This window comes from Janthinobacterium sp. BJB401 (genome assembly GCF_013372745.1).
Classification (GTDB): Bacteria; Pseudomonadota; Gammaproteobacteria; order Burkholderiales; family Burkholderiaceae_D; genus Janthinobacterium; species Janthinobacterium rivuli.
On the sequence record NZ_JABXFH010000033.1, the window covers coordinates 22488 to 41467 of the forward strand.

Below are 18980 nucleotides of genomic sequence, written 5' to 3' on the forward strand. Positions count from 1 at the left end.
CCAGAGTGCAAAGCTGGGGTCAGACCCGCCGGGTCTGACCCCGGATTTTCGGCGGGTCTGCCCTAAAAATTAACCGCTATTCCGCAATCCCGCCGCAATCCCATTGATCGACAAATGAATCCCCGTGCGCGCCGCCGCATCCTGCTTGCCCTCACGGAAGCGTTTCAACAGCTCCACCTGCACGTGATTGAGCGGATCGATATACGGGAAACGGTTGCGTATGGACCGCTGCATCAGCGGATTAGCTTGCTGCAACTCTTCCTGGCCCGTGATCAGTTTCAAGGCGTCGAGGGTGGCCGCGTATTCGGCACGGATGCGCGTGAAGATGGCCTCGCGCAATACTTTATCCTTGACGAGTTCCGCATACTTGCCGGCAATGGCGATGTCGCTCTTGGCCAGCACCATATCCATGTTCGACAGCAAGGACGTGAAGAAGGGCCAGTCCGTGTACATGCCGCGCAGCACGTCCGCACCATCGGCGGGATGGGCTGCCAGGTAGGCTTGCACCGCGGAACCGAAACCAAACCAGCCCGGCAGCATCAAGCGGCATTGCGCCCAGCTCAACACCCAGGGAATGGCGCGCAAATCCTCGATGGACGTGGATTTCTTGCGCGAGGCGGGACGGCTGCCGATATTCAGGGCGGCAATTTCCGCGATCACCGTCGATTCCCAGAAATACTGTTCAAACCCTTCCGTGCCGTAGACGAGGTCGCGGTAGGCGTTCAGGGCCGTGCCGGACAGCTCTTCCATCGCGGCCAGGTGGCCAGCGCCGGCCGACGCCTTCGGCTGCAGCTGTGCCTGCGGCAACAGGGTCGACTGGATGGTGGCAGCCACCAGCACTTCCAGGTTGCGGCGCCCCACTTCCGGGTTTGCATACTTGGCCGTGATGACTTCGCCCTGCTCCGTCAGGCGGATCTGTCCCTGCACGGCCCCCGCCGGCTGGGCCAGGATGGCTTCATAGCTGGGTCCGCCGCCACGGCCCACGGAACCGCCGCGGCCGTGGAACAGGCGCAGCTTGATCTGGTATTGCTTGAAGACCGTCACCAGCTCGATCTCGGCCTTGTAGAGTTCCCAGCCGGACGTCAAAAAGCCGCCGTCCTTGTTGCTGTCCGAATAGCCGAGCATGACTTCCTGCTGGTCCGCGCGCGATTCGAGCAAGCCACGGTAGAACGGCAAGCCGAAGGCGCGCGCCATGATGGCGGGGCCGGCGCGCAAGTCGTCGATGGTTTCAAACAGGGGAATGATGTTGACGTCCACTTCGCGGCTGTCCTGGCGCAGCAAGCCCACTTCTTTCAGCAGCAAAGCCACTTCCAGCAAGTCCGAGACGCTGGCCGCCTTGGAGATGATGCAGTTCGGCACCGATTCACGGCCGTATTTGACGTGCGCTTCGCGTACGGCGCGGAAGATGTCGAGTTCGGACGTCGTTTCTTCCGAGTATTGCGCATACGGCGACGTCAGCAGGCGTGGCGATTCCAGTTCGGCCAGCAGCAAGCTGATGCGCCGCTCTTCGTCGAGGTCCAGGTAGACCAGGCCCGGCTGGGCGCCCGCGAAAAGTTCGCCCACGACGCGCTCGTGCACGTCGGAATTCTGGCGCAAGTCCAGCGGCGCCAGCGAAAAGCCGAAAACCTTGACGGCGCGGCGCAGCTGGCGCAGCCGGCCCCGTGCCAGTGCGCGCAAGCCATTGCTGACGAGCGAATGCTGGACCACGTCCAGGTCGGCCAGCAGTTCGGCAGCCGCCGCATAGGGCTGCACGCCGTCGGCTTGCTTGCCTTTGCCGGAGAGAACCACGCGCGTGGCGTCCAGGCGCGCATGAATGCCGTGCAAGGCGCGGCGGTACGGCTCGTCCACGCGGTGCGGCGACGCATCGGCCGAGCGTTCGGCCAGCGCGCGCAGCGGCTCGCTGCAGGCGTTCAGTATTTGCGCCAGCGACAGCTGCGATGCGAGCTTGCGCAATTCACCGAGGTAAAAATCGAGTACTTTGTCGGCCTGCGTTTGCAGGGTGCTGCGCAGGATGTCGGCCGTGACGAACGGGTTGCCGTCGCGGTCGCCGCCTATCCAGCTGCCGACTTTCATGAAATTGGGCAATTCCGCATCTTCCCAGCGGGCATCGCGCTGGGCCAGCATGGTTTCCAGCGAGGAATACAATTTCGGCAATTCGCGCAGGATGGTATGGTCGTAGAACGACAGGCCATTGGCCACTTCATCCATGACCGACAGCTTGCTCGTGCGCAGCAAACGCGTCTGCCACAGGGTGACGATGCCGCGGCCCAGCGCTTCTTCGTTTTGCTCCGCCTCTTCCGGCGTCATTTGCACGCGGTCGCGCTCGCTCAACAGGCGGGCAATGGCCATCTGGCAATTCTGGATGCTCTTGCGCTGCACTTCCGTCGGGTGCGCCGTGAAGACGGGGCTGACGAACGCATCTTCAAAGAAGGTTTCCAGCGCATCGGCCTTGCCCGCGTCAAACACATTGCCGACGGCATGGCTGAGGCTACCCTGGCGCGGCGGCGAGCCGGCGATCAAATGGGCGCGCGTGCGGCGGATGTGATGCTGGTCTTCCGCGATATTGGCCAGCAGCGAGAAATAGCTGAAAGCGCGCGTCAATTGTGTGGTTTCTTCCTGCGACAGCGCTTGCAGCGCGTCCGACAGTTGCGCGCGCGCCGCTTCATCATTGTCGCGGCGGAAACGGATGGCCAGCTGGCGCACATGTTCGATGCGCTCGAAGGCGGGATCGCCCAGGTGGTTGCGGATGGCGTCGCCCAGCAGACGGCCCAGCTGGCGGATATCGCTGCTCAGCAGCTCGTCTTTCACTTCATTCATTTGCATGGTATGTATTTCCTGGGGCGGCCACGGCGGCACCGCACAGATTGCGTAGTTCGCGCTTCCCGGCCCGGGAAACGCCCATCGTCGAATTTGTAGTAAATTTACCTTATTGCTTCACCATCCTCTTGATTTCCATCAAAAAAAATCCTACCCAAAGGGCTTACAAGGGCTTACGAGCTGTTTGCCATGGCAACAATATGAAAATTTACTACGCATTTAAGCGAAAGGCAATCAACTTTTGTCTTTCGAGGCTGAAAAGTGACGGCGCAACACACACGGCCGGCACTCTCCTGTATGCTGCGGTTGAAACAAGGATGTAATCCACATCTTATGAACGATACCCCATGCGACTGACTGCCTATACCGACTACACCCTGCGCACCCTGATGTACCTGGGCGTGCACCGCGACCGCCTCGTGACCATCCAGGACATCGCCGACCTGCATTCCATCTCGAAGAATCACTTGATGAAGGTGGTGCACCAGCTGGGCCTGTCAGGCATCGTGGAAACGGTGCGCGGGAGAAATGGCGGCCTGCGCCTGGCGCGCGACCCGGCCGAGATCAATATCGGCACCGTTGTGCGCGAGACGGAAAGTGATTTTTTCATGGCGGAATGTTTTAACAAGGAAAGCAATACCTGCCCGCTCACACCAGATTGCCTGCTGAAGGCCAAGCTGGGCCAGGCCACGGCCGCCTTCCTGGCCGTGCTCGACACGGTGACCCTGGCGTCGATACTCGAAGCGACGCCGGGCGCGCCCGCGCTGGCGGCGGGCGTGATTCCCCTGCGCGTGGCAAAGTAAGCGCGCAAAAACAACAATGCCCGGCGAACCGGGCATTGTTTCTTTCAGCAACTCCTCTACATCAATGCGCGCTGGCGCCTGCCGCGCCGATGCCCGTTTCCGAACGCATTTGCTGCGCTTCGTAGCCGGCGCGGTCGATGCGCGCGCGGGGGCTCTTGTCGAGCACCGAGAACAGCCAGATGCCAACGAAGCCGGCCGTCATCGAGAACAGCGCCGGCGAGGCATACGGGAACAGCGCTTCGCCATGGCCGAGCACGTCGACCCACACGGACTTCGACACCACCGTCAGCGCGACGGCCGTGATCAAGCCGAGGAAGCCGCCGATGGTGGCGCCCCGCGTGGTGCAATCCTTCCACAGCACCGACATAAACAGCACGGGGAAGTTGGCCGAAGCGGCAATCGCGAAAGCCAGCGAGACCATGAAGGCGATGTTCTGCTTTTCAAAGGCGATACCGAGCACCACGGCGATGATGCCCAGCACGATCGTCGTCACGCGCGACACTTTCAGTTCGTTGGCGCCCGTCGCCTTGCCCTTCTTGATGACGGTCGCATACAGATCGTGCGACACGGCCGACGCGCCCGACAGGGTCAATCCCGCCACGACGGCGAGGATGGTGGCGAACGCGACCGCCGACATGAAGCCGAGGAAGACGTTGCCGCCCACGGCCTTGGCCAGATGCACGGCCGCCATGTTGTTACCGCCCAGCAGCTTGCCGGCGGCATCCTTGAACTCGGGATTCGTGCTCACCAGCACGATGGCGCCAAAACCGATGATGAAGGTCAGAATGTAGAAATAGGCGATCCAGGTGGTGGCCCAGAACACGGATTTGCGCGCTTCCTTGGCGCTCGGCACCGTGAAGAAACGCATCAGGATGTGCGGCAAGCCGGCCGTGCCGAACATCAGCGCCATGCCGAAGGAGATGGCCGAGATCGGATCCTTGATGAAACTGCCAGGACCCATGATGGCTTCCTTGGTGGCGTGCACGTCCACCGACTTGGCGAACAGCGCTTCCGGGCTGAAGTTAAATTGCGCCAACACGGCCACGGCCATAAAGGTGGCGCCGCCCAGCAGCATCACGGCCTTGATGATCTGCACCCAGGTGGTGGCCGTCATGCCGCCAAACAGCACGTAAATCATCATCAAGGTACCGACCAGGACGACGGCGATCCAGTACTCGAGGCCGAACAGCAGCTTGATCAGCTGGCCCGCGCCCACCATCTGCGCGATCAGGTAAAACGCCACCACGACGAGCGTGCCGGAAGCGGAAAAGATGCGGATCGGCGCCTGCTTGAAGCGGTAGGCGGCCACGTCGGCAAACGTGTAGCGGCCCAGGTTGCGCAGGCGCTCGGCCATCAAAAAGGTGATGATGGGCCAGCCGACGAGGAAGCCGATGGCATAGATCAGGCCATCGTAGCCGTTCAAAAAGACGGCGGCGGAAATGCCGAGGAACGATGCTGCCGACATATAGTCGCCGGCAATCGCCAGGCCGTTCTGGAAGCCCGTGATGCCGCCGCCGGCCGTGTAGAAATCGGAAGCCGACTTGGTCTTCGCGGCCGCCCACTTGGTGATGAACAAGGTAAAAATGACGAAGGCGGCGAACATGATGATCGCCGTCCAGTTGGTCGGTTGCTTGACTGCCTGGCCCAGGTCGGCGCCGGCCGCGAACGCGGCGTTGCTGGCACCGAGCAAGGCCAAGGTGCTCAGACAGGACACGCCGCGCAGCACATGCTTGGCGGCGCTCATGCCTGCACCCGTGCCTGGATAGCGCTGGTCAGGTCGTCGAATTGCTTGTTGGCGCGGCGCACATAGATGCCGGTGACCAGCACGGTAAACACGATGACGAACAGGCCGATCGGCATGCCCCAGGTCATCACGCCGGCGCCCGTTTTCGTGGCCAGAAATTCCTTGTTAAAGGCGATGAGCAGGATGTAGCCGTAATACACCAGCATCATCAGGCCCGTCAGCGCCCAGCCGAAGCGGGAACGCACCTTGACCAGCTGATGATAGCTGGGGTCGCCCTTGATTTTTTGAACCAGATCGTCATGCATTGTGTTGCCTCCTGTTATGTAAAAGCGTGCTCTTTTGTGCGAGCTTGGATTCACAGTACAGCGCGAGACTTACCCGCCCCTTACGGCAGCGTTTTTTCTCGCAGGGACAACACAAGGCAGGCAGAAAATCAGTTCAAGGCGGCAGCCGGTCCGAAGAATTCATGGTGCGTCTGCTGTTCCGGCACGCCCAGCTCGCGCAGGTATTGCTTGACGGCCCGCATGAATGGCTGCGGCCCCAGGAAATAGGCATCGACGTCGCGCGAGACCGGCAGCCAGTGATTCAGCTGCTCCTTATTCAGCAAGCCGACGGCGTCCGGCGCGTCGTGTTCACCACCATGTTCCGCGTAGCAGTAAAAGCGCTGCAACTGCGGGTGCTGCGCGGCCAGCTCGTCGATCTGCGCGCGGAACGCGTGCACGCCGTGGTGGCGCGCCGCGTGGATGAAATGCACGGGACGCTTGCCGCGCAGGGCCGCCGTCAGCATGGCCAGGGTCGGGGTGATGCCCACGCCGCCGCTGATCAGCACCAGCGGCTTGTCGCTATCGGTCAGCACGAAGTCGCCCGATGGCGGCGTCAGCTGCACCGTGTCGCCCGCCTGCACATGATCGTGGAAGAATGTCGACACCTTGCCGCCCGCTTCGCGCTTGACGCTGATGCGGTAGGTCTGGCCATTGCTGGCGGCCGACAAGGAATACTGGCGGCGCATGGGCACGCCATCGACCGTGGCCACCACGCCGATGTACTGGCCTGGCGCAAAGTCAAGCACGGGCTGGCCATCGGCGGGCGCCAGCAGGAAGGAGGTGATCTCTTCGCTTTCCACCGTCTTGCTTTTCACCAGAAAATCGCGCGCGCCGCTCCAGCCGCCCGGCGCGGCCGCCTGCGCCTTGTAGATGCGCCCTTCTTCGCCAGCCAAAATATCTGCCAGCTGGCCATACGCCGCGCCCCAGGCATCGATGACGGCGTCGCTGGCCACTTCTACACCCAGCACTTCGCGGATCGCCTGCAGCAGGCTGGCGCCGACCAGCGGATAGTGCTCGGCGCGAATTTGCAGGGCCACGTGCTTGTTGACGATGATCGACACGAGGTCACCGAGCGCATCGAGTTGATCGATATGTTTGGCATACATCAGCACGCCATTGGCCAGTGCGCGCTGCTGGTCGCCGCTGTGCTGGTGCGCCTGGTTAAAGTATGGCAGCACTTCGGGATGGTCGCGGAACAGGTTCTTGTAAAAGTGGCGCGTCAGCGCTTCGCCGCCCTGCTCGAGGATGGGGACGGTGGCCGTGATGATGGCGCGTTGTTCTTGGGTCAGCATGTGGAACTCCTGTGAGAATGTAAGTAGAATGTAAGTAATCGGTCTAGGCCAGCGTCTCTACGGCTGGATATAACTCATGGTCTTCGCGCCGCATGCGCTGGAACAGCGCGTGCAGGACGGTATTGGCTTCGCTGCGGAAGGCTTCCGGTTCCGCTTCCAGGCGCACTGGCGTATTCCAGCGGCCGGCGAAATCGAGGTAGGCGCCGGCGATGCCGTGCATTTCGTTTTCGTACTGGCGTCCCAGTTGTGCCACCTTGGCCACGCCGGACGCTTGCGCGGCCGGATACAGGTAACGCTGCTCGACGGCCAGGTGCAGCTTGATCAAGCCGCTCATGGCGATGATCTGTTCGGCAATGGCCTGTGCCTGCGCGGCCACACCGCCGCGCGCCAGCTGGCGCAAGTCGTCGATGGCGGCCAGGATGTCCAGGTGCTGCTGTTTGAATTTGTCGATATTCATGGCGTGTTTCTCTTGTTGAGTGTTGCCAGTGTAGCGGAATTCGCTTAAACATGCAAATTACATGCATCTTTAAATGGCCAGTATTTCATACTGACATGGCCACTATGTGCGGCATGGAACACAAGCTGCGGCCATGTCTGCCTATAATTTCTTCATCACAGCGCGGGCCCGTTTGCGGCCGTGCCGCAACCCCCACTCCAGCCAAGGATCAGCATGAAAAACAAAACGGGCACGGGCCAGGCGCAGCAACTGGCCGGCATCATCAACGAACACCACACGGAACTGCTGGACGGCTGGATGGCCGGCCTGATCGCCCGCCTGGTGCGGCGCGACAAGATCGCCGAAAACGAGCTGCGCCAGCAGGCATCGCAATTGCTGCCGCTGCTGGCGGGCGCGCTGGAAAGCGGCGACTCGTTCGATCTCGAAGGCGGCGCCTGGGACGATACGCGCCAGCTGCTCGCTGAAATATCGCAGTCGCGCGTGCGCCAGGGCTATTCGCCGATCGACACGGCCAGCTTCATGTTCGCCCTCAAGGAGCCGCTGTTCGGCTACCTGCGCAAGGCGATCACGGCGCAGCCGGACCAGCTGGGCGACGCCATCGTCAGCACCAGCAAACTGTTCGACGAGCTGGGCCTGCTGACCATCGCCATCTACCAGAAGGCGCGCGAACAGGTGATCCTGCGCCAGCAGCAGGAATTGCTGGAGCTGTCCACGCCCGTGGTGCAGCTGTGGCAAAACGTGCTGGCCCTGCCCCTGATCGGCACCCTCGACAGCGCGCGCACGCAGGTGGTGATGGAAAGCCTGCTGCAAAAGATTGTCGATACGGGCGCCCTGATCGCCATCATCGACATCACCGGCGTGCCCACCGTCGACACCCTGGTGGCGCAGCACCTGCTGAAAACCATCGCCGCCGCGCGCCTGATGGGCGCCGACTGCATCATCAGCGGCATCCGCCCGCAGATCGCGCAAACCATCGTGCACCTGGGCGTCAACCTGGAAGACGTGATGACCAAGGCCACCTTGGCCGACGCTTTCGTCGTGGCCCTGAAACGCACGGGCTCCAGCATCACCTACCAGCAGCAACCACACTGAGGCGCCTATGGAAAGAATCCCCATTTTACGCATGGGCCGCCTGCTGCTGGTGACGATACAGGTGGACATGCATGACCGCCTGGCGATGACCTTGCAGGACGACCTGACCACCCGCATCGTGACGGACCGCGCCACGGGCGTGCTGATCGACATTTCCGCACTCGACATCGTCGACTCCTTCATCGGCCGCATGATCAGCAACACGGCGGCGATGGCGAAGATCCTCGATGCGCACACCGTCGTCGTCGGCATGCAGCCGGCCGTCGCCATCACCCTGGTGGAGCTGGGGCTGACCCTGGACGGCGTGAGCACGGCGCTCAACGTGGAGCGGGGCATCAAGATGCTCGAACGGGGCGGCGCATGCGCATGACGGGGGCGCCATGCTAGGCGCGCAGGCACAGGCAGGAATGCAACAGGCGCAGCAGATCCTGCCCCTGCACAGCGACGAAGACGTCGTGCGGCTGCGCAAGCAGGTACGCGACAGCATGGTCGCCATGGGATTTGGCCTGATCGAACAGACCAAGATCATCACGGCGGCCAGCGAACTGGCGCGCAATACCCTGCGCTACGGCGGCGGCGGCGAAGCGCGCATCGCGCGTGTCTGCGATGGCGGGCGGCAGGGACTGGAACTGCGCTTTGTCGATGCGGGACCGGGCATCGACGATATCCCCCTGGCGCTGACCGATGGCTACACCAGCGGCGGCGGACTGGGACTGGGGCTGGGCGGCGCCAAGCGCCTGGCCGACGCATTTCACATCGACACGGCGCCCGGCGCGGGCACCACCGTCACCATCGCGAAATGGAAGCTGTTTTGAACCACATCGAGCAAGCCCCTGACATAGCCAGGCAACGCAGTTTTCCCATCAGCGAACCGAGCGAAATCGCCGCGGCCCGCCGCGCCGGCAATGAACTGGCGCGGCGCATCGGTTTCGACGACGTGCGCACGGGCCAGCTGGCCATCATCATCAGCGAGGCGGCGACCAACATCGTCAAGCACGCGCAACGCGGCGAGATCCTGCTGCGCAAGGTGCTGCGCGGCGGCACCAGCGGCATCGAGGTGCTGGCCATCGACAACGGCCCCGGCATGGGCAATGTACGCCAGCACATGGCCGATGGCCATTCCACCACGGGCACCTATGGCGTGGGCCTGGGCGCGATACGCCGCCTGGGCCAGGAATTCGACCTGTACACGGCGCCCGGCAAGGGCACGGTGCTGATGGTGGTGGTCTGGGGGCAGCACGCCAGCAGCGCCATTCCCGCCCATCCGAACTGGCAGGTCGGCGCCGTGTGCCTGCCGCTGCCCTCGGAACAGGTGTGCGGCGACGCCTGGAACGTGGTCTGCGAAGGCCATGAACTGAGCTTGCTGGTGGCCGATGGGCTGGGTCACGGCCCGCTGGCGGCGCGCGCCTCGGAACGCGCCAGCGCCTTGCTGGAAACTGACACACCCGGCTTGCCGCCCCTGCCCGCCCCCTTCATCGAACTGGCCCACGGCGCCCTGCGCACCACGCGCGGCGCGGCCCTGGCGGTGGCGCACATCGACAGCGCGCGCCGCGAATTGCGCTATGCGGGCGTGGGCAACATCGCCGCCTGCGCCTTCGATGCGCAGCAGCGCCGGCATCTGCTGTCGCACAACGGCATCGTCGGCAGCAACCTGCGCAAGGTGCAGGAATTCTGCTATCCGTGGCAGCTGGGCGCGACTTTGATCATGCACTCGGACGGCTTGCACACGCGCTGGGACCTGGAACAGTATCCTGGCCTGGCGCATTGCCACCCCAGCCTCGTCGCCGCCGTACTGTACCGCGATTTTGCGCGCGGGCGCGACGACGTCACGGTGGTGGTGCTGCGCGAACACGAGGAGCACCTGCCGGCCGGTGCGGAAAGGAGCGAAACAACATGACGCAACGCATATTGACGGCCCATATCGGCAGCGAACTCGATGTGGTGGGAGCGCGCCAGCGCGCGCGGCAGATCGCCGCCCTGTGCGGCTTCGGCGTGCAGGACCAGGTGCGCATCGCCACGGCCGTGTCGGAACTGGCGCGCAACGTCTACAACTACGCCGGCAGCGGCAAGGTGCATTTCGCCATCGATGGCCAGACGGCGCCGCAGGTACTCAGCATCCGCATCGAGGACCAGGGCCCCGGCATCGCGCAGCTCGACCGCATATTCGCCGGCACCTACCGCTCGCCGACGGGCATGGGCCTGGGCATCCTGGGCGCACAGCGCCTGATGGACCGCTGCCATATCCACAGCACGCCGGGCGACGGCACGCACATCACGCTGCACAAGCTGTTTCCGCGCGACGCGCCCCTGCTCGACGGGAGCATGATCGGCACGCTGTCCGGCAGCCTGCAGGCGCTGCCCTCGGATATCACGCTGTCCGAAGTGCAGCAGCAGAACCGCGAACTATTGACCACCCTGGCCGAACTGAAGACGCGCCAGGACGACCTGCTGCAACTGACGCGCGAACTGGAAGACACCAACCGTGGCGTGGTGGCGCTGTTCGCGGAACTCGATGAAAAAGCCGACCACCTGCGCCGCGCCGACCAGATGAAATCGCGCTTCCTGTCGAACATGAGCCATGAATTCCGCACGCCGCTCAGCTCCATCCGCGCCCTGTCCAAGCTGCTGCTCGACCGCATCGACGGCGAGCTGTCCGAGGAACAGGAAAAGCAGGTGCTGTTCATCCTGCAAAGCGCCGTCAGCCTGAGCGATCTGGTGAACGACCTGCTGGACCTGGCCAAGATCGAGGCGGGCAAGGTCGACGTGCACGCCAACAGTTTCCAGGTGGCCGACCTGTTCAGCGCCCTGCGCGGCATGCTGCGCCCGCTGCTGGTGTCCGAGTCGCTCAGCCTGACCTTCATCGATCCCGACCCGGCGCTGCACATCCACACGGATGAAGGCAAGCTGTCGCAGATCCTGCGCAACTTCATCGCCAACGCCCTGAAGTTCACGGAAGCGGGCGCCATCATCGTCAGCGCCACGAGCTTGCCGGAGCAGGATGCCATCCGCTTTTCCGTCTCCGACACGGGCCTGGGCATCGCCGCCGAAGACGTGCAGCTGATCTTCGAGGAATTCAGCCAGGTGGAAAACCACATGCAGCGCAAGGTCAAGGGCACGGGCCTGGGCCTGCCCCTGTGCCGCAACCTGGCCACCCTGCTCAATGGCACGGTGAGCGTGGAAAGCACGCCTGGCGAGGGCTCGCTGTTTTCCGTCGTCCTGCCCACCAGCTACCATGCGCCCGAAGGCAGCCTGCCGCCCAGCGCGCCGGCCAACGACAATGGCAACGACCAGCGCATCGGCGTGCTGGTGGTGGAAGACAATCCGCCCGTGCGCCTGCTGTATGAAAAATTTTTGGCCGGCAGCGAATTTCGCGTCGTTCCCGCGCGCAGCGTGCGCGAGGCGCAGGAGCGCTGGGAACAGCAGCGTCCCGCCGCCGTCATCCTCGACATCATGCTGCACGGCGAAACGGCCTGGCACTGGCTGGCCGAGCTGAAAAACGATCCGCTGCGGCGCCAGGTGCCCGTCATCGTCGCCACCGAAATCGACGACGTGCGCAAGGGCCTGGCCCTGGGCGCCGACGCCTACTACGTCAAGCCGCTGTCGCGCCAGCAATTGCTGGCGACCCTGCGCGCGCTGATCGGCAATACACACCACCGGCAAGAGCCGGTTCCGCCGCAAGGCACAACCACCTGGGACAATGCGCATGCTACCGGATAACAACAGCGATGCTCTGATCCTGAACGTCGATGACAGCGATGGCGCACGCTACGCCAAGTCGCGCATCCTCAAACGCGCCGGCTTCAAGGTCATCGAAGCCTCGAACGGAGGCGACGCGCTGCTGCGCGCCCGCCAGGACCGCCCGAACCTGATCCTCCTCGACGTCAAGCTGCCCGACATCAACGGCCTGGAAGTGTGCCGCCAATTGAAGGGCGGCGCCGAGACCAACACCATCCTGGTGCTGCAGACGTCCGCTTCCTGCATCGGCTCGGCCGACAAGATCCGCGCCCTCGATGGCGGCGCCGACAACTACCTGGTCGAGCCGATCGAGGCCGATGAACTGATCGCCAACGTCAAGGCGCTGCTGCGCCTGGGCCGCGTGGAGCGCGCGCTGCGCGACGTGGACCGCCGCAAGGATGAATTCCTGGCCACCCTGGCGCACGAATTGCGCAACCCGCTGGGCCCCATCCGCACGGCGCTGGCCCTGCTGTGCAAGCTCGACCCCGTCGTGCCGGCCGTGCAGGACAATGCGCGCCGCACCATCGGCCGCCACACGGACCACCTGGTGCGCCTGGTGGACGACCTGCTTGACGTGTCGCGCATCTCGCAGGGCAAGATCTCGCTGCAATGGGAAAGCGTGAGCCTGGCCAGCGTCATCCGCAGCGCGCTGGAGACGAGTTCGCACAGCGTCGAAGCGCGCGGCCATGCGCTGGACGTGAACCTGCCCAAGGAAGAACTGTGGGTCTGCGGCGACGCCGTGCGCCTGTCGCAGATCGTCGCCAACCTGCTGCTCAACGCGGCCAAGTTCACGGCGCCGGGCGGGCGCATCGCCATCACCGCCGCGCGCGAAGGCGACAATGTGCGCATCCGCCTCAGCGACAACGGCATCGGCATCGCCGCCGCCAATATCGACAGCATCTTCGGCCTGTTCGAGCAAAGCGGCCACTCGCCCGACCGGGTGCAGGACGGCCTGGGCATCGGCCTGTCGCTGGTGCGCAATCTGGTGACCTTGCACGGCGGCCAGGTCAGCGTGCACAGCCCCGGCGTGGGACTGGGCAGCACCTTCGAAGTCATCCTGCCGCTCGACGCCAACCTGCCGCAGCCGGCCGCGCCGGTGCCGGAAGCGGCCACCGGCGGCAGCCAGCGCATCCTCGTCGTCGACGACAACTGCGATGCGGCCGACACCCTGGCCGAACTGCTGGAAATGTACGGCCACACGGTGCGCACGGCCTACACGGGCACGCAAGCGACCGAGCGCACCCTGGAATTCAAGCCCGACATCGTCTTTCTCGACATCGGCCTGCCCGACATGAGCGGCTACGACGTGGCCGTCAAAATGCGCCAGCTGCCGATACCGCAGCAATTCCTGCTCGTCGCGCTGACCGGCTATGGCCAGGAACACGACCGGCAGGCGGCCCTGGCGTCGGGTTTCAATGAACACTTTGCCAAACCCGTCGATTTCGGCAAGCTGGCCATGCTGGGATTGCATATCGCGCCCTGAGCGCGATGGCGGGGATGGCGGCTGCGCGTTGCCAGGGCGTCCGCTATAATCGGCGGCCGCCTCACCTCTGGAACCATCACATGAAAACCCGCACGCCGCTGCTGCGCATCACCATGATACTGGGCGCCCTGCACGCCCTGCTCGGCTGGCTGCTGCTGCCGGCCCTGCCCGTCGGCCTGGCCGGCTGGCTGCTGGGCGGCGCCGTCTTGCTGGCCTCGACCATGCTCATGCCGATGACCATCTTCGCCCGCGCCGTCACCAACGATGCGCGCCTGGCCGACCGCCTGAGCTGGGCCGGCTCGCTATGCATGGGCTTTTTTTCCTCGCTGTTCGTGCTCACCGTGCTGCGCGAACTCACCCTGCTGATTCCCGCCGCCCGCACGCACGCGCAGGCGTCCGCCGTGGCCGTCCTCGTTCTGGCGCTGCTGGCCACCGCCGTCGGTTTCATCAACGCCCGCAGGGTGGCGCGCGTGCGCGAAGTGACGGTGCCCATCGCCGGCCTGCCGGCCGCCTTACAGGGTTTGACCATCGTGCAACTGAGCGACATCCACGTGGGCGCCACCATCAAGCGCGCCTACGTGGAAGCCATCGTCGCGCGCGCCAACGGCCTGCGGGCCGACATCGTCGCCATCACGGGCGACGTGGTCGACGGCACGGTGGCGCAACTGGGCAGCCATACGGCGCCGCTGGGCGAGCTGCGCGCGCGCCACGGCGTCTTCCTCGTGACGGGCAACCACGAATACTATTCAGGTGCAGCACCGTGGGTGGCGGAGTTCCGCCGCCTGGGCTTGCGCGTACTGATGAACGAACATGCGGTCCTTGAACACGACGGCGCGCGCCTGGCGCTGGCCGGCGTCACCGATTTCAATGCGGGCAGTTTCGACCCTGCCCAGAAAAGCGACCCGCAAGCGGCCATCGCCGGCGCACCGGCCGATCTCCCCCGCATACTGCTGGCGCACCAGCCGCGCAGCGCGCCCGAGGCCGAAGCGGCCGGCTACGATCTGCAATTGTCGGGCCATACGCACGGCGGCCAGTTCTGGCCCTGGAACCTGTTCGTGCCGCTGCAGCAGCCGTATGTGGCGGGACTGCACCGGCAAGGCCGCTTGTGGATTTATGTGAGCCGCGGCACCGGTTACTGGGGCCCGCCGAAACGCATCGGCGCGCCAGCGGAGATTACGAGACTGAGGCTGGTGGCAGCGTAAGCGTTACTCCGCGCAACTGGTCATCCACGCCTCGAAACGCGCCACCACGGCCGGCGGATTCAATCGTGCCATGGCGCCTTCCACGGCTTCGCTGTCGCTGACCTCGAACAGCAGTACGAAATCGTCGCGCTGCACTCCCGCGCCAAAACAGCCTTCGCCATCGAGCTGCGCCAGCGCCGCGATGCAGGCCTCGAACACGCCGCTGCGGAGGGTGCTGAAATCGACGTCGAACGGCAAGTCGCGGTGCGCCTGCAGCAGCAAACGGTAGGCGCTGTCGAAATACGCGACCCCGTCCTCAAACGCCCATTCGGCCGGATTCCACAACATCTCTTCGCCGTATTCCGAGGCGGCCAGCGCTTCGCGGCTGTTGGCCGCCGGGCCGATGGTCATGGCGCTGTCGTCGCTGACCAGCGCGAAAGCGTCGATGTGCTGGCCGGGATGGGCACGGCGCACGGCAGCGACAGCCCGGCGCGCGGCGTCCGCCACCAGGGTTTGCAGCAACGCGAAATCGAAGATGGCAGGGTCGACGAGCATGGCGCGCGCCAGCGTATAGCCTTCGTCGAGGGCGGCCTGGCAATGCGCCACATACGCGGCCTGCGCTTCGGCTACGCTGGCATACTGCGTGCGCGTCTCCTCGCCCCAGGTCATGGCCGCACCGGCGGCTGTCCACACGGTGGTGCCGAAGACACGCACTTCCCGGAAGCGGGTGGGTACATCGCCATCAAAGGTGTAAAACAGGCTGTAATTGTCAGGCATAAGATTTTTCATTATTTAATCGGGCCGTATCTGCGCGGCGAAATCACGCTGGCGGAACTGCTCCAGCAAGAAATCGACGAACACGCGCGTCTTCGCGGGCAGCAGTTTCTTGCTGGGATAGTACACGGACAGGGGGCCGGAATCGGCGTGCCAGCCGGGCAGCAAGCGGACCAGGGCGCCGCTGCGCAAGTGGGCCAGCGCGTGCGGCATGGGCAGCAGCGCCACGCCGACGCCCAGGATGGCCGCCTGCGCCATCGCTTCCGGATCGTCGAAGATGGCGCGCGGCCGGCATTCGGCCACGCCTTCGCCGCCGGAACCATCGCGCAGTATCCAGCTGCGCAATCTGCCGCTGCCGGCCGAGCGGCGCGCCACGCCGTCGAAGTGCGCCAGGTCCAACGGATGCGCGGGCATGGCCTTGCCCTGCATGAAGGCGGGCGACGCCGTGGCGACGATGTGGGCGTGGCCCAGTTCCCGCGCCACCACGCCCGGCGTCAGTTCGATGCCGCCGCCGATGGCGACATCGAAGCCTTCGCCGATCAAGTCCACTTGCCGGTTGTCGAAATGGCAGTCAGGGATGACGCCAGGATAGCGCGCAATGAAGTCGCCCAGCAAGGGCACCACGTAGCTGCGCCCGAACGATGGCGCCATGCTGATTTTCAGGATGCCGGCCGGCTGGCCGCCCTCTTCGGCCACGCCGGCGATCGCTTCGCGCAAGGTGGACAGGGCGCCGCCGATCTGCTGCAGGAAGCGCTCGCCCCCTTCCGTCAGGGTCAAACGGCGGGTGCTGCGCTGGAACAGCCGCAGTCCCAGACTCGCTTCCAGCCGCGCCACGTTCTTGCTGACGGCCGCCGGCGTCAACCCCAGGCGGCGCGCGGCGGCCGAAAAGCTGCCCAGCTCGGCAGACAGCACGAATGATTGCAAGTGATTGAGGGCTTCCATGCGCCTATTCTACCCGCCCATTTGATAGCAATGGTTGAAAGTGATTGTAGAGATTGATGTCTAGCGCGACAGGAATGAAAGGCAGATACTGAATTCCTCGACTCCTCACACAGAAAGCACATCATGCAAACCCCAGCCACCATCAGCACCAGCAGCAGCACCACCTTGCCACTGCAAGACAAGATCGCCTTTGTGACGGGCGGCTCGCGCGGGATCGGCGCCGCCATCGTGCGCCGCCTTGCCAGCCAGGGCGCCAACGTCGTCTTCACCTATCAAAGCTCCGCCGCCGAAGCGCAGGCGCTGGCCGCCAAAGTGGAGGCAAGCGGCGGCAAGGCCCTGGGCGTGCAAGCCGATGCGGCCGACGCCAGCGCCCTGACGGCCGCCATCGCCAAGGTGGCGGCGCAGTTCGGCCGTGTCGATATACTCGTCAACAATGCGGGCGTGTTCCTGCCCGGCGCCATCGACGACTTTTCGCTGGCAGACTTTGACAAGACCTTGAACGTCAACGTGCGCGCCGTGTTCGTCGCCATCAAGGCGGCCGTGGCGCACATGCAAACGGGCGGGCGCATCATCAACATCGGCAGCACGAATGCGCACCGCATGCCGTTCGGCGGCGCGGCTGCCTATGCCATGAGCAAATCGGCGCTGAGCGGCCTGACGCAAGGCCTGTCGCGCGACCTGGGTCCGCGCGGCATCACCATCAACAACGTGGAACCGGGCCCCGTCGCCACGGACATGAACCCGCCGACGGGCGACTTCGCCGACCTGATGCACGGCCTGATGGCCCTGCCCCGCCACGGCACGGCCGATGAAATCGCCGGCATGGTGGCTTACCTGGCCAGCGCGGAAGCGGCGTTCGTCACGGGCGCCGGGCTGAAGATCGATGGCGGTTTTGCCGCCTGATCGAGTCCGAACATCAGCGAGCGGTGCGCCGCCACGCCCGCCATGGCGCCATCGGCCACCGCAAACGCCACGCTGCCCGCCATGCGGCCCGCATCGCCGCAACAAAACACGCCAGGCACGCTGCTGGCCTTTTGCTCGTCGGTGCGCACGAACGGTCCCATGGGCCCCTCTTCCAGCGCGCAGCCCAATTCGCCGGCCAGGGAACTGGCCAGGCGGGTGCGGGTCGCCACGAACAGGCCGGCCATCGCGTGGCGGCTGCCGTCGGCCATGACCACGTCAGCCACGCCGTCGATCCGTGCTACGGGCGTGCGCACCAGCTTGACGCCGCGCGCATCGAGTTGCGCCAGCTGCGCCGCATCGGGCTCGAACGCGCCATTCAGGAAAAAAGTCACCGTGCCCCAGTCGGGCAGCATCAGGGCGTGGTGCATGGACAGGGGGCCGGTGGCCAGCACGCCGATGGCGCCCTGCTCCAGTTCATAGCCATGGCAGTACGGGCAGTGAAAGACGCTGCCGCCCCAGCGCTCGGCCAGACCAGCAACCGGCGGCAGTTCGTCGATCACGCCGGTGGCCAGCACCAGGCGGCGGCCGTGCACTCGACGACCGTCCGCCAGGGTCACGTCGAAGCCGTCGCCATCGCCGTTGGCCGCCGCTTGCACGGCCATGCCATCCAGCCAGGTGACGCTGGCATACGCCATCAGTTGCCCCTTGCCCTCGGCCGCGATGGCGGCCGTGCCGCTGCCGTCCTGGGTCAGGAAACCGTGGGAATGGCTGGCGTAGCGGTTACGGCGCTGGCCGCCATCGATCACCAGGACGCGGCGGCGGGCGCGCGCCAGTTGCGTGGCGGCGGACAGGCCCGCGTAGCTGCCGCCGACGATGATGGCATCGAACGGGATGCCAGGCGATTCAGGAATGTGCATGTGGTGCTCCTTTGTGGGTGGCGTATTGTTGGCTGAAACGGTCGGCCAGGTCGGCCAGGGTGACGGCGCCAAAGCGCTGGATCAGCAGCGCCTCGGCTTCATCGAAGGCGCCGGCCAGCGACTGGTTGACCACTTGCTCGACCAGGCAGCCAGGCTGGTCGACGCGGTTGCCCATGGCGAAGATGGTGGGCGAACCCACGGCCACGTAGATGTCTTGCAGGGTCACCTTGTGCAGGTCGCAGACGATGCGCCAGCCGCCGCCATGCCCCTTGACGGACGCCACGTAGCCGCGCTCGCGCAAGCCGGCCATCACGCGCCGCACCAGCACGGGGTTGGTGTCCAGGTAGCCGGAGAGTTCTTCGGACGTCATCGGGCGTCCCGCATGGGCCATGTGCAGCAGCACATGGAGGATCGATGATAGTTTGCTGTCGCGTCTCATGTAACTAATGATAGTACATAATTTTCTCAGATGCAAACAGGTTGCAAAATCCCGTGCAAAAAAAGGGATCAGACCCTG

Annotated in this window: 18 protein-coding genes; 9 read left to right on the top strand and 9 right to left on the bottom strand. The window is 64.7% G+C overall.

From position 1 onward, the window contains the following. Nucleotides 1-69: 69 nt before the first annotated feature. Nucleotides 70-2823: a phosphoenolpyruvate carboxylase gene (gene ppc, locus HWE17_RS19635; RefSeq protein WP_217916825.1), complete on the bottom strand. Its 2754-nt coding sequence runs from the start codon at nt 2821-2823 to the stop codon at nt 70-72. Nucleotides 2824-3164: 341 nt separating this feature from the next. Between ppc and HWE17_RS19640 the strand changes: the two genes are divergently transcribed. Continuing rightward, nucleotides 3165-3620, top strand: coding sequence for an Rrf2 family transcriptional regulator (locus HWE17_RS19640; protein ID WP_035819341.1), 456 nt, complete (start codon nt 3165-3167; stop codon nt 3618-3620). Nucleotides 3621-3681: 61 nt separating this feature from the next. Here the strand turns inward: HWE17_RS19640 and HWE17_RS19645 are convergent, their stop codons facing one another. The 4 genes from HWE17_RS19645 to HWE17_RS19660 form a co-directional block, all read right to left on the bottom strand. Then, a complete protein-coding gene (locus HWE17_RS19645; RefSeq protein WP_176389890.1) occupies nt 3682-5364 on the bottom strand; it encodes a cation acetate symporter in 1683 nt (560 codons plus the stop codon). Beyond that, entirely contained in the window at nt 5361-5669 is a 309-nt protein-coding gene (locus HWE17_RS19650; RefSeq protein WP_099377336.1) for a DUF485 domain-containing protein, read from the bottom strand. Before HWE17_RS19650 ends, HWE17_RS19645 begins: the two co-directional genes overlap by 4 nt. A 128-nt stretch (nt 5670-5797) precedes the next feature. Beyond that, nucleotides 5798-6979, bottom strand: a complete 1182-nt coding sequence (gene hmpA, locus HWE17_RS19655) for an NO-inducible flavohemoprotein (RefSeq protein WP_176389891.1) — start codon at nt 6977-6979, stop codon at nt 5798-5800. A 43-nt stretch (nt 6980-7022) separates the two neighbouring features. Then, complete coding sequence (locus HWE17_RS19660) at nt 7023-7436, bottom strand: hemerythrin domain-containing protein (RefSeq protein ID WP_099402142.1); 414 nt, start codon at nt 7434-7436, stop codon at nt 7023-7025. 213 nt (nt 7437-7649) lie between these two features. On the opposite strand from HWE17_RS19660, the gene HWE17_RS19665 reads away from it, so the two are divergent. From HWE17_RS19665 to HWE17_RS19695, 7 genes are all read left to right on the top strand, one after another. Continuing rightward, nucleotides 7650-8528 carry an STAS domain-containing protein gene (locus tag HWE17_RS19665; RefSeq protein ID WP_176389892.1) on the top strand — a complete coding sequence of 293 codons (879 nt, stop codon included), beginning with the start codon at nt 7650-7652 and terminating at the stop codon, nt 8526-8528. Nucleotides 8529-8535: 7 nt separating this feature from the next. Further along, on the top strand, nt 8536-8898 hold the full coding sequence (locus HWE17_RS19670) for an STAS domain-containing protein (RefSeq protein WP_176389893.1): 363 nt from the start codon (nt 8536-8538) through the stop codon (nt 8896-8898). A 37-nt stretch (nt 8899-8935) separates the two neighbouring features. Beyond that, nucleotides 8936-9343 (top strand): ATP-binding protein, encoded by a 408-nt coding sequence (locus tag HWE17_RS19675; protein ID WP_176389894.1) that lies wholly within the window; start codon nt 8936-8938, stop codon nt 9341-9343. Beyond that, on the top strand, nt 9340-10425 hold the full coding sequence (locus HWE17_RS19680) for an ATP-binding SpoIIE family protein phosphatase (protein WP_255206320.1): 1086 nt from the start codon (nt 9340-9342) through the stop codon (nt 10423-10425). The genes HWE17_RS19675 and HWE17_RS19680 overlap by 4 nt, the downstream gene beginning before the upstream one ends. Further along, nucleotides 10422-12245 (top strand): ATP-binding protein, encoded by a 1824-nt coding sequence (locus HWE17_RS19685; protein WP_176389896.1) that lies wholly within the window; start codon nt 10422-10424, stop codon nt 12243-12245. The genes HWE17_RS19680 and HWE17_RS19685 overlap by 4 nt, the downstream gene beginning before the upstream one ends. Continuing rightward, on the top strand, nt 12232-13746 hold the full coding sequence (locus tag HWE17_RS19690; RefSeq protein ID WP_176389897.1) for a response regulator: 1515 nt from the start codon (nt 12232-12234) through the stop codon (nt 13744-13746). The genes HWE17_RS19685 and HWE17_RS19690 overlap by 14 nt, the downstream gene beginning before the upstream one ends. Before the next feature lie 80 nt (nt 13747-13826). After that, the gene (locus HWE17_RS19695; protein ID WP_176389898.1) at nt 13827-14948 is read left to right on the top strand and encodes a metallophosphoesterase; all 1122 of its coding nucleotides are present in this window, start codon (nt 13827-13829) and stop codon (nt 14946-14948) included. 3 nt (nt 14949-14951) lie between these two features. On the opposite strand, the gene HWE17_RS19700 is transcribed toward HWE17_RS19695, so the two are convergent. Both HWE17_RS19700 and HWE17_RS19705 read right to left on the bottom strand, forming a co-directional pair. Beyond that, nucleotides 14952-15704 (bottom strand): DUF4303 domain-containing protein, encoded by a 753-nt coding sequence (locus HWE17_RS19700; protein WP_176389899.1) that lies wholly within the window; start codon nt 15702-15704, stop codon nt 14952-14954. Nucleotides 15705-15719: 15 nt separating this feature from the next. Next, a complete protein-coding gene (locus HWE17_RS19705) occupies nt 15720-16643 on the bottom strand; it encodes a LysR family transcriptional regulator (protein ID WP_176389900.1) in 924 nt (307 codons plus the stop codon). 123 nt (nt 16644-16766) lie between these two features. Here HWE17_RS19705 and HWE17_RS19710 point away from each other — a divergent pair, with 123 nt between their 5' ends. After that, nucleotides 16767-17546, top strand: coding sequence for an SDR family oxidoreductase (locus tag HWE17_RS19710; protein ID WP_176389901.1), 780 nt, complete (start codon nt 16767-16769; stop codon nt 17544-17546). Here HWE17_RS19710 and HWE17_RS19715 read toward each other — a convergent pair. Continuing rightward, complete coding sequence (locus tag HWE17_RS19715) at nt 17474-18463, bottom strand: NAD(P)/FAD-dependent oxidoreductase (protein ID WP_176389902.1); 990 nt, start codon at nt 18461-18463, stop codon at nt 17474-17476. The genes HWE17_RS19710 and HWE17_RS19715 overlap by 73 nt on opposite strands. Then, nucleotides 18450-18902, bottom strand: coding sequence for an Rrf2 family transcriptional regulator (locus HWE17_RS19720; protein ID WP_176389903.1), 453 nt, complete (start codon nt 18900-18902; stop codon nt 18450-18452). The genes HWE17_RS19715 and HWE17_RS19720 overlap by 14 nt, the downstream gene beginning before the upstream one ends. Nucleotides 18903-18980 lie beyond the last annotated feature (78 nt).

Excerpts from the sequence above, each read along its gene's own strand:
- HWE17_RS19720 (WP_176389903.1), bottom strand. The coding sequence starts at position 18,902 with ATGAGACGCGACAGCAAACTATCATCGATCCTCCATGTGCTGCTGCAC.
- HWE17_RS19685 (WP_176389896.1), top strand. The coding sequence starts at position 10,422 with ATGACGCAACGCATATTGACGGCCCATATCGGCAGCGAACTCGATGTG.
- HWE17_RS19690 (WP_176389897.1), top strand. The coding sequence starts at position 12,232 with ATGCTACCGGATAACAACAGCGATGCTCTGATCCTGAACGTCGATGAC.
- HWE17_RS19715 (WP_176389902.1), bottom strand. The coding sequence starts at position 18,463 with ATGCACATTCCTGAATCGCCTGGCATCCCGTTCGATGCCATCATCGTC.
- HWE17_RS19645 (WP_176389890.1), bottom strand. The coding sequence starts at position 5,364 with ATGAGCGCCGCCAAGCATGTGCTGCGCGGCGTGTCCTGTCTGAGCACC.
- HWE17_RS19640 (WP_035819341.1), top strand. The coding sequence starts at position 3,165 with ATGCGACTGACTGCCTATACCGACTACACCCTGCGCACCCTGATGTAC.
- HWE17_RS19670 (WP_176389893.1), top strand. The coding sequence starts at position 8,536 with ATGGAAAGAATCCCCATTTTACGCATGGGCCGCCTGCTGCTGGTGACG.
- HWE17_RS19710 (WP_176389901.1), top strand. The coding sequence starts at position 16,767 with ATGCAAACCCCAGCCACCATCAGCACCAGCAGCAGCACCACCTTGCCA.
- HWE17_RS19705 (WP_176389900.1), bottom strand. The coding sequence starts at position 16,643 with ATGGAAGCCCTCAATCACTTGCAATCATTCGTGCTGTCTGCCGAGCTG.
- HWE17_RS19650 (WP_099377336.1), bottom strand. The coding sequence starts at position 5,669 with ATGCATGACGATCTGGTTCAAAAAATCAAGGGCGACCCCAGCTATCAT.
- HWE17_RS19675 (WP_176389894.1), top strand. The coding sequence starts at position 8,936 with ATGCAACAGGCGCAGCAGATCCTGCCCCTGCACAGCGACGAAGACGTC.
- HWE17_RS19660 (WP_099402142.1), bottom strand. The coding sequence starts at position 7,436 with ATGAATATCGACAAATTCAAACAGCAGCACCTGGACATCCTGGCCGCC.
- HWE17_RS19700 (WP_176389899.1), bottom strand. The coding sequence starts at position 15,704 with ATGCCTGACAATTACAGCCTGTTTTACACCTTTGATGGCGATGTACCC.
- hmpA (WP_176389891.1), bottom strand. The coding sequence starts at position 6,979 with ATGCTGACCCAAGAACAACGCGCCATCATCACGGCCACCGTCCCCATC.
- HWE17_RS19665 (WP_176389892.1), top strand. The coding sequence starts at position 7,650 with ATGAAAAACAAAACGGGCACGGGCCAGGCGCAGCAACTGGCCGGCATC.
- ppc (WP_217916825.1), bottom strand. The coding sequence starts at position 2,823 with ATGCAAATGAATGAAGTGAAAGACGAGCTGCTGAGCAGCGATATCCGC.
- HWE17_RS19695 (WP_176389898.1), top strand. The coding sequence starts at position 13,827 with ATGAAAACCCGCACGCCGCTGCTGCGCATCACCATGATACTGGGCGCC.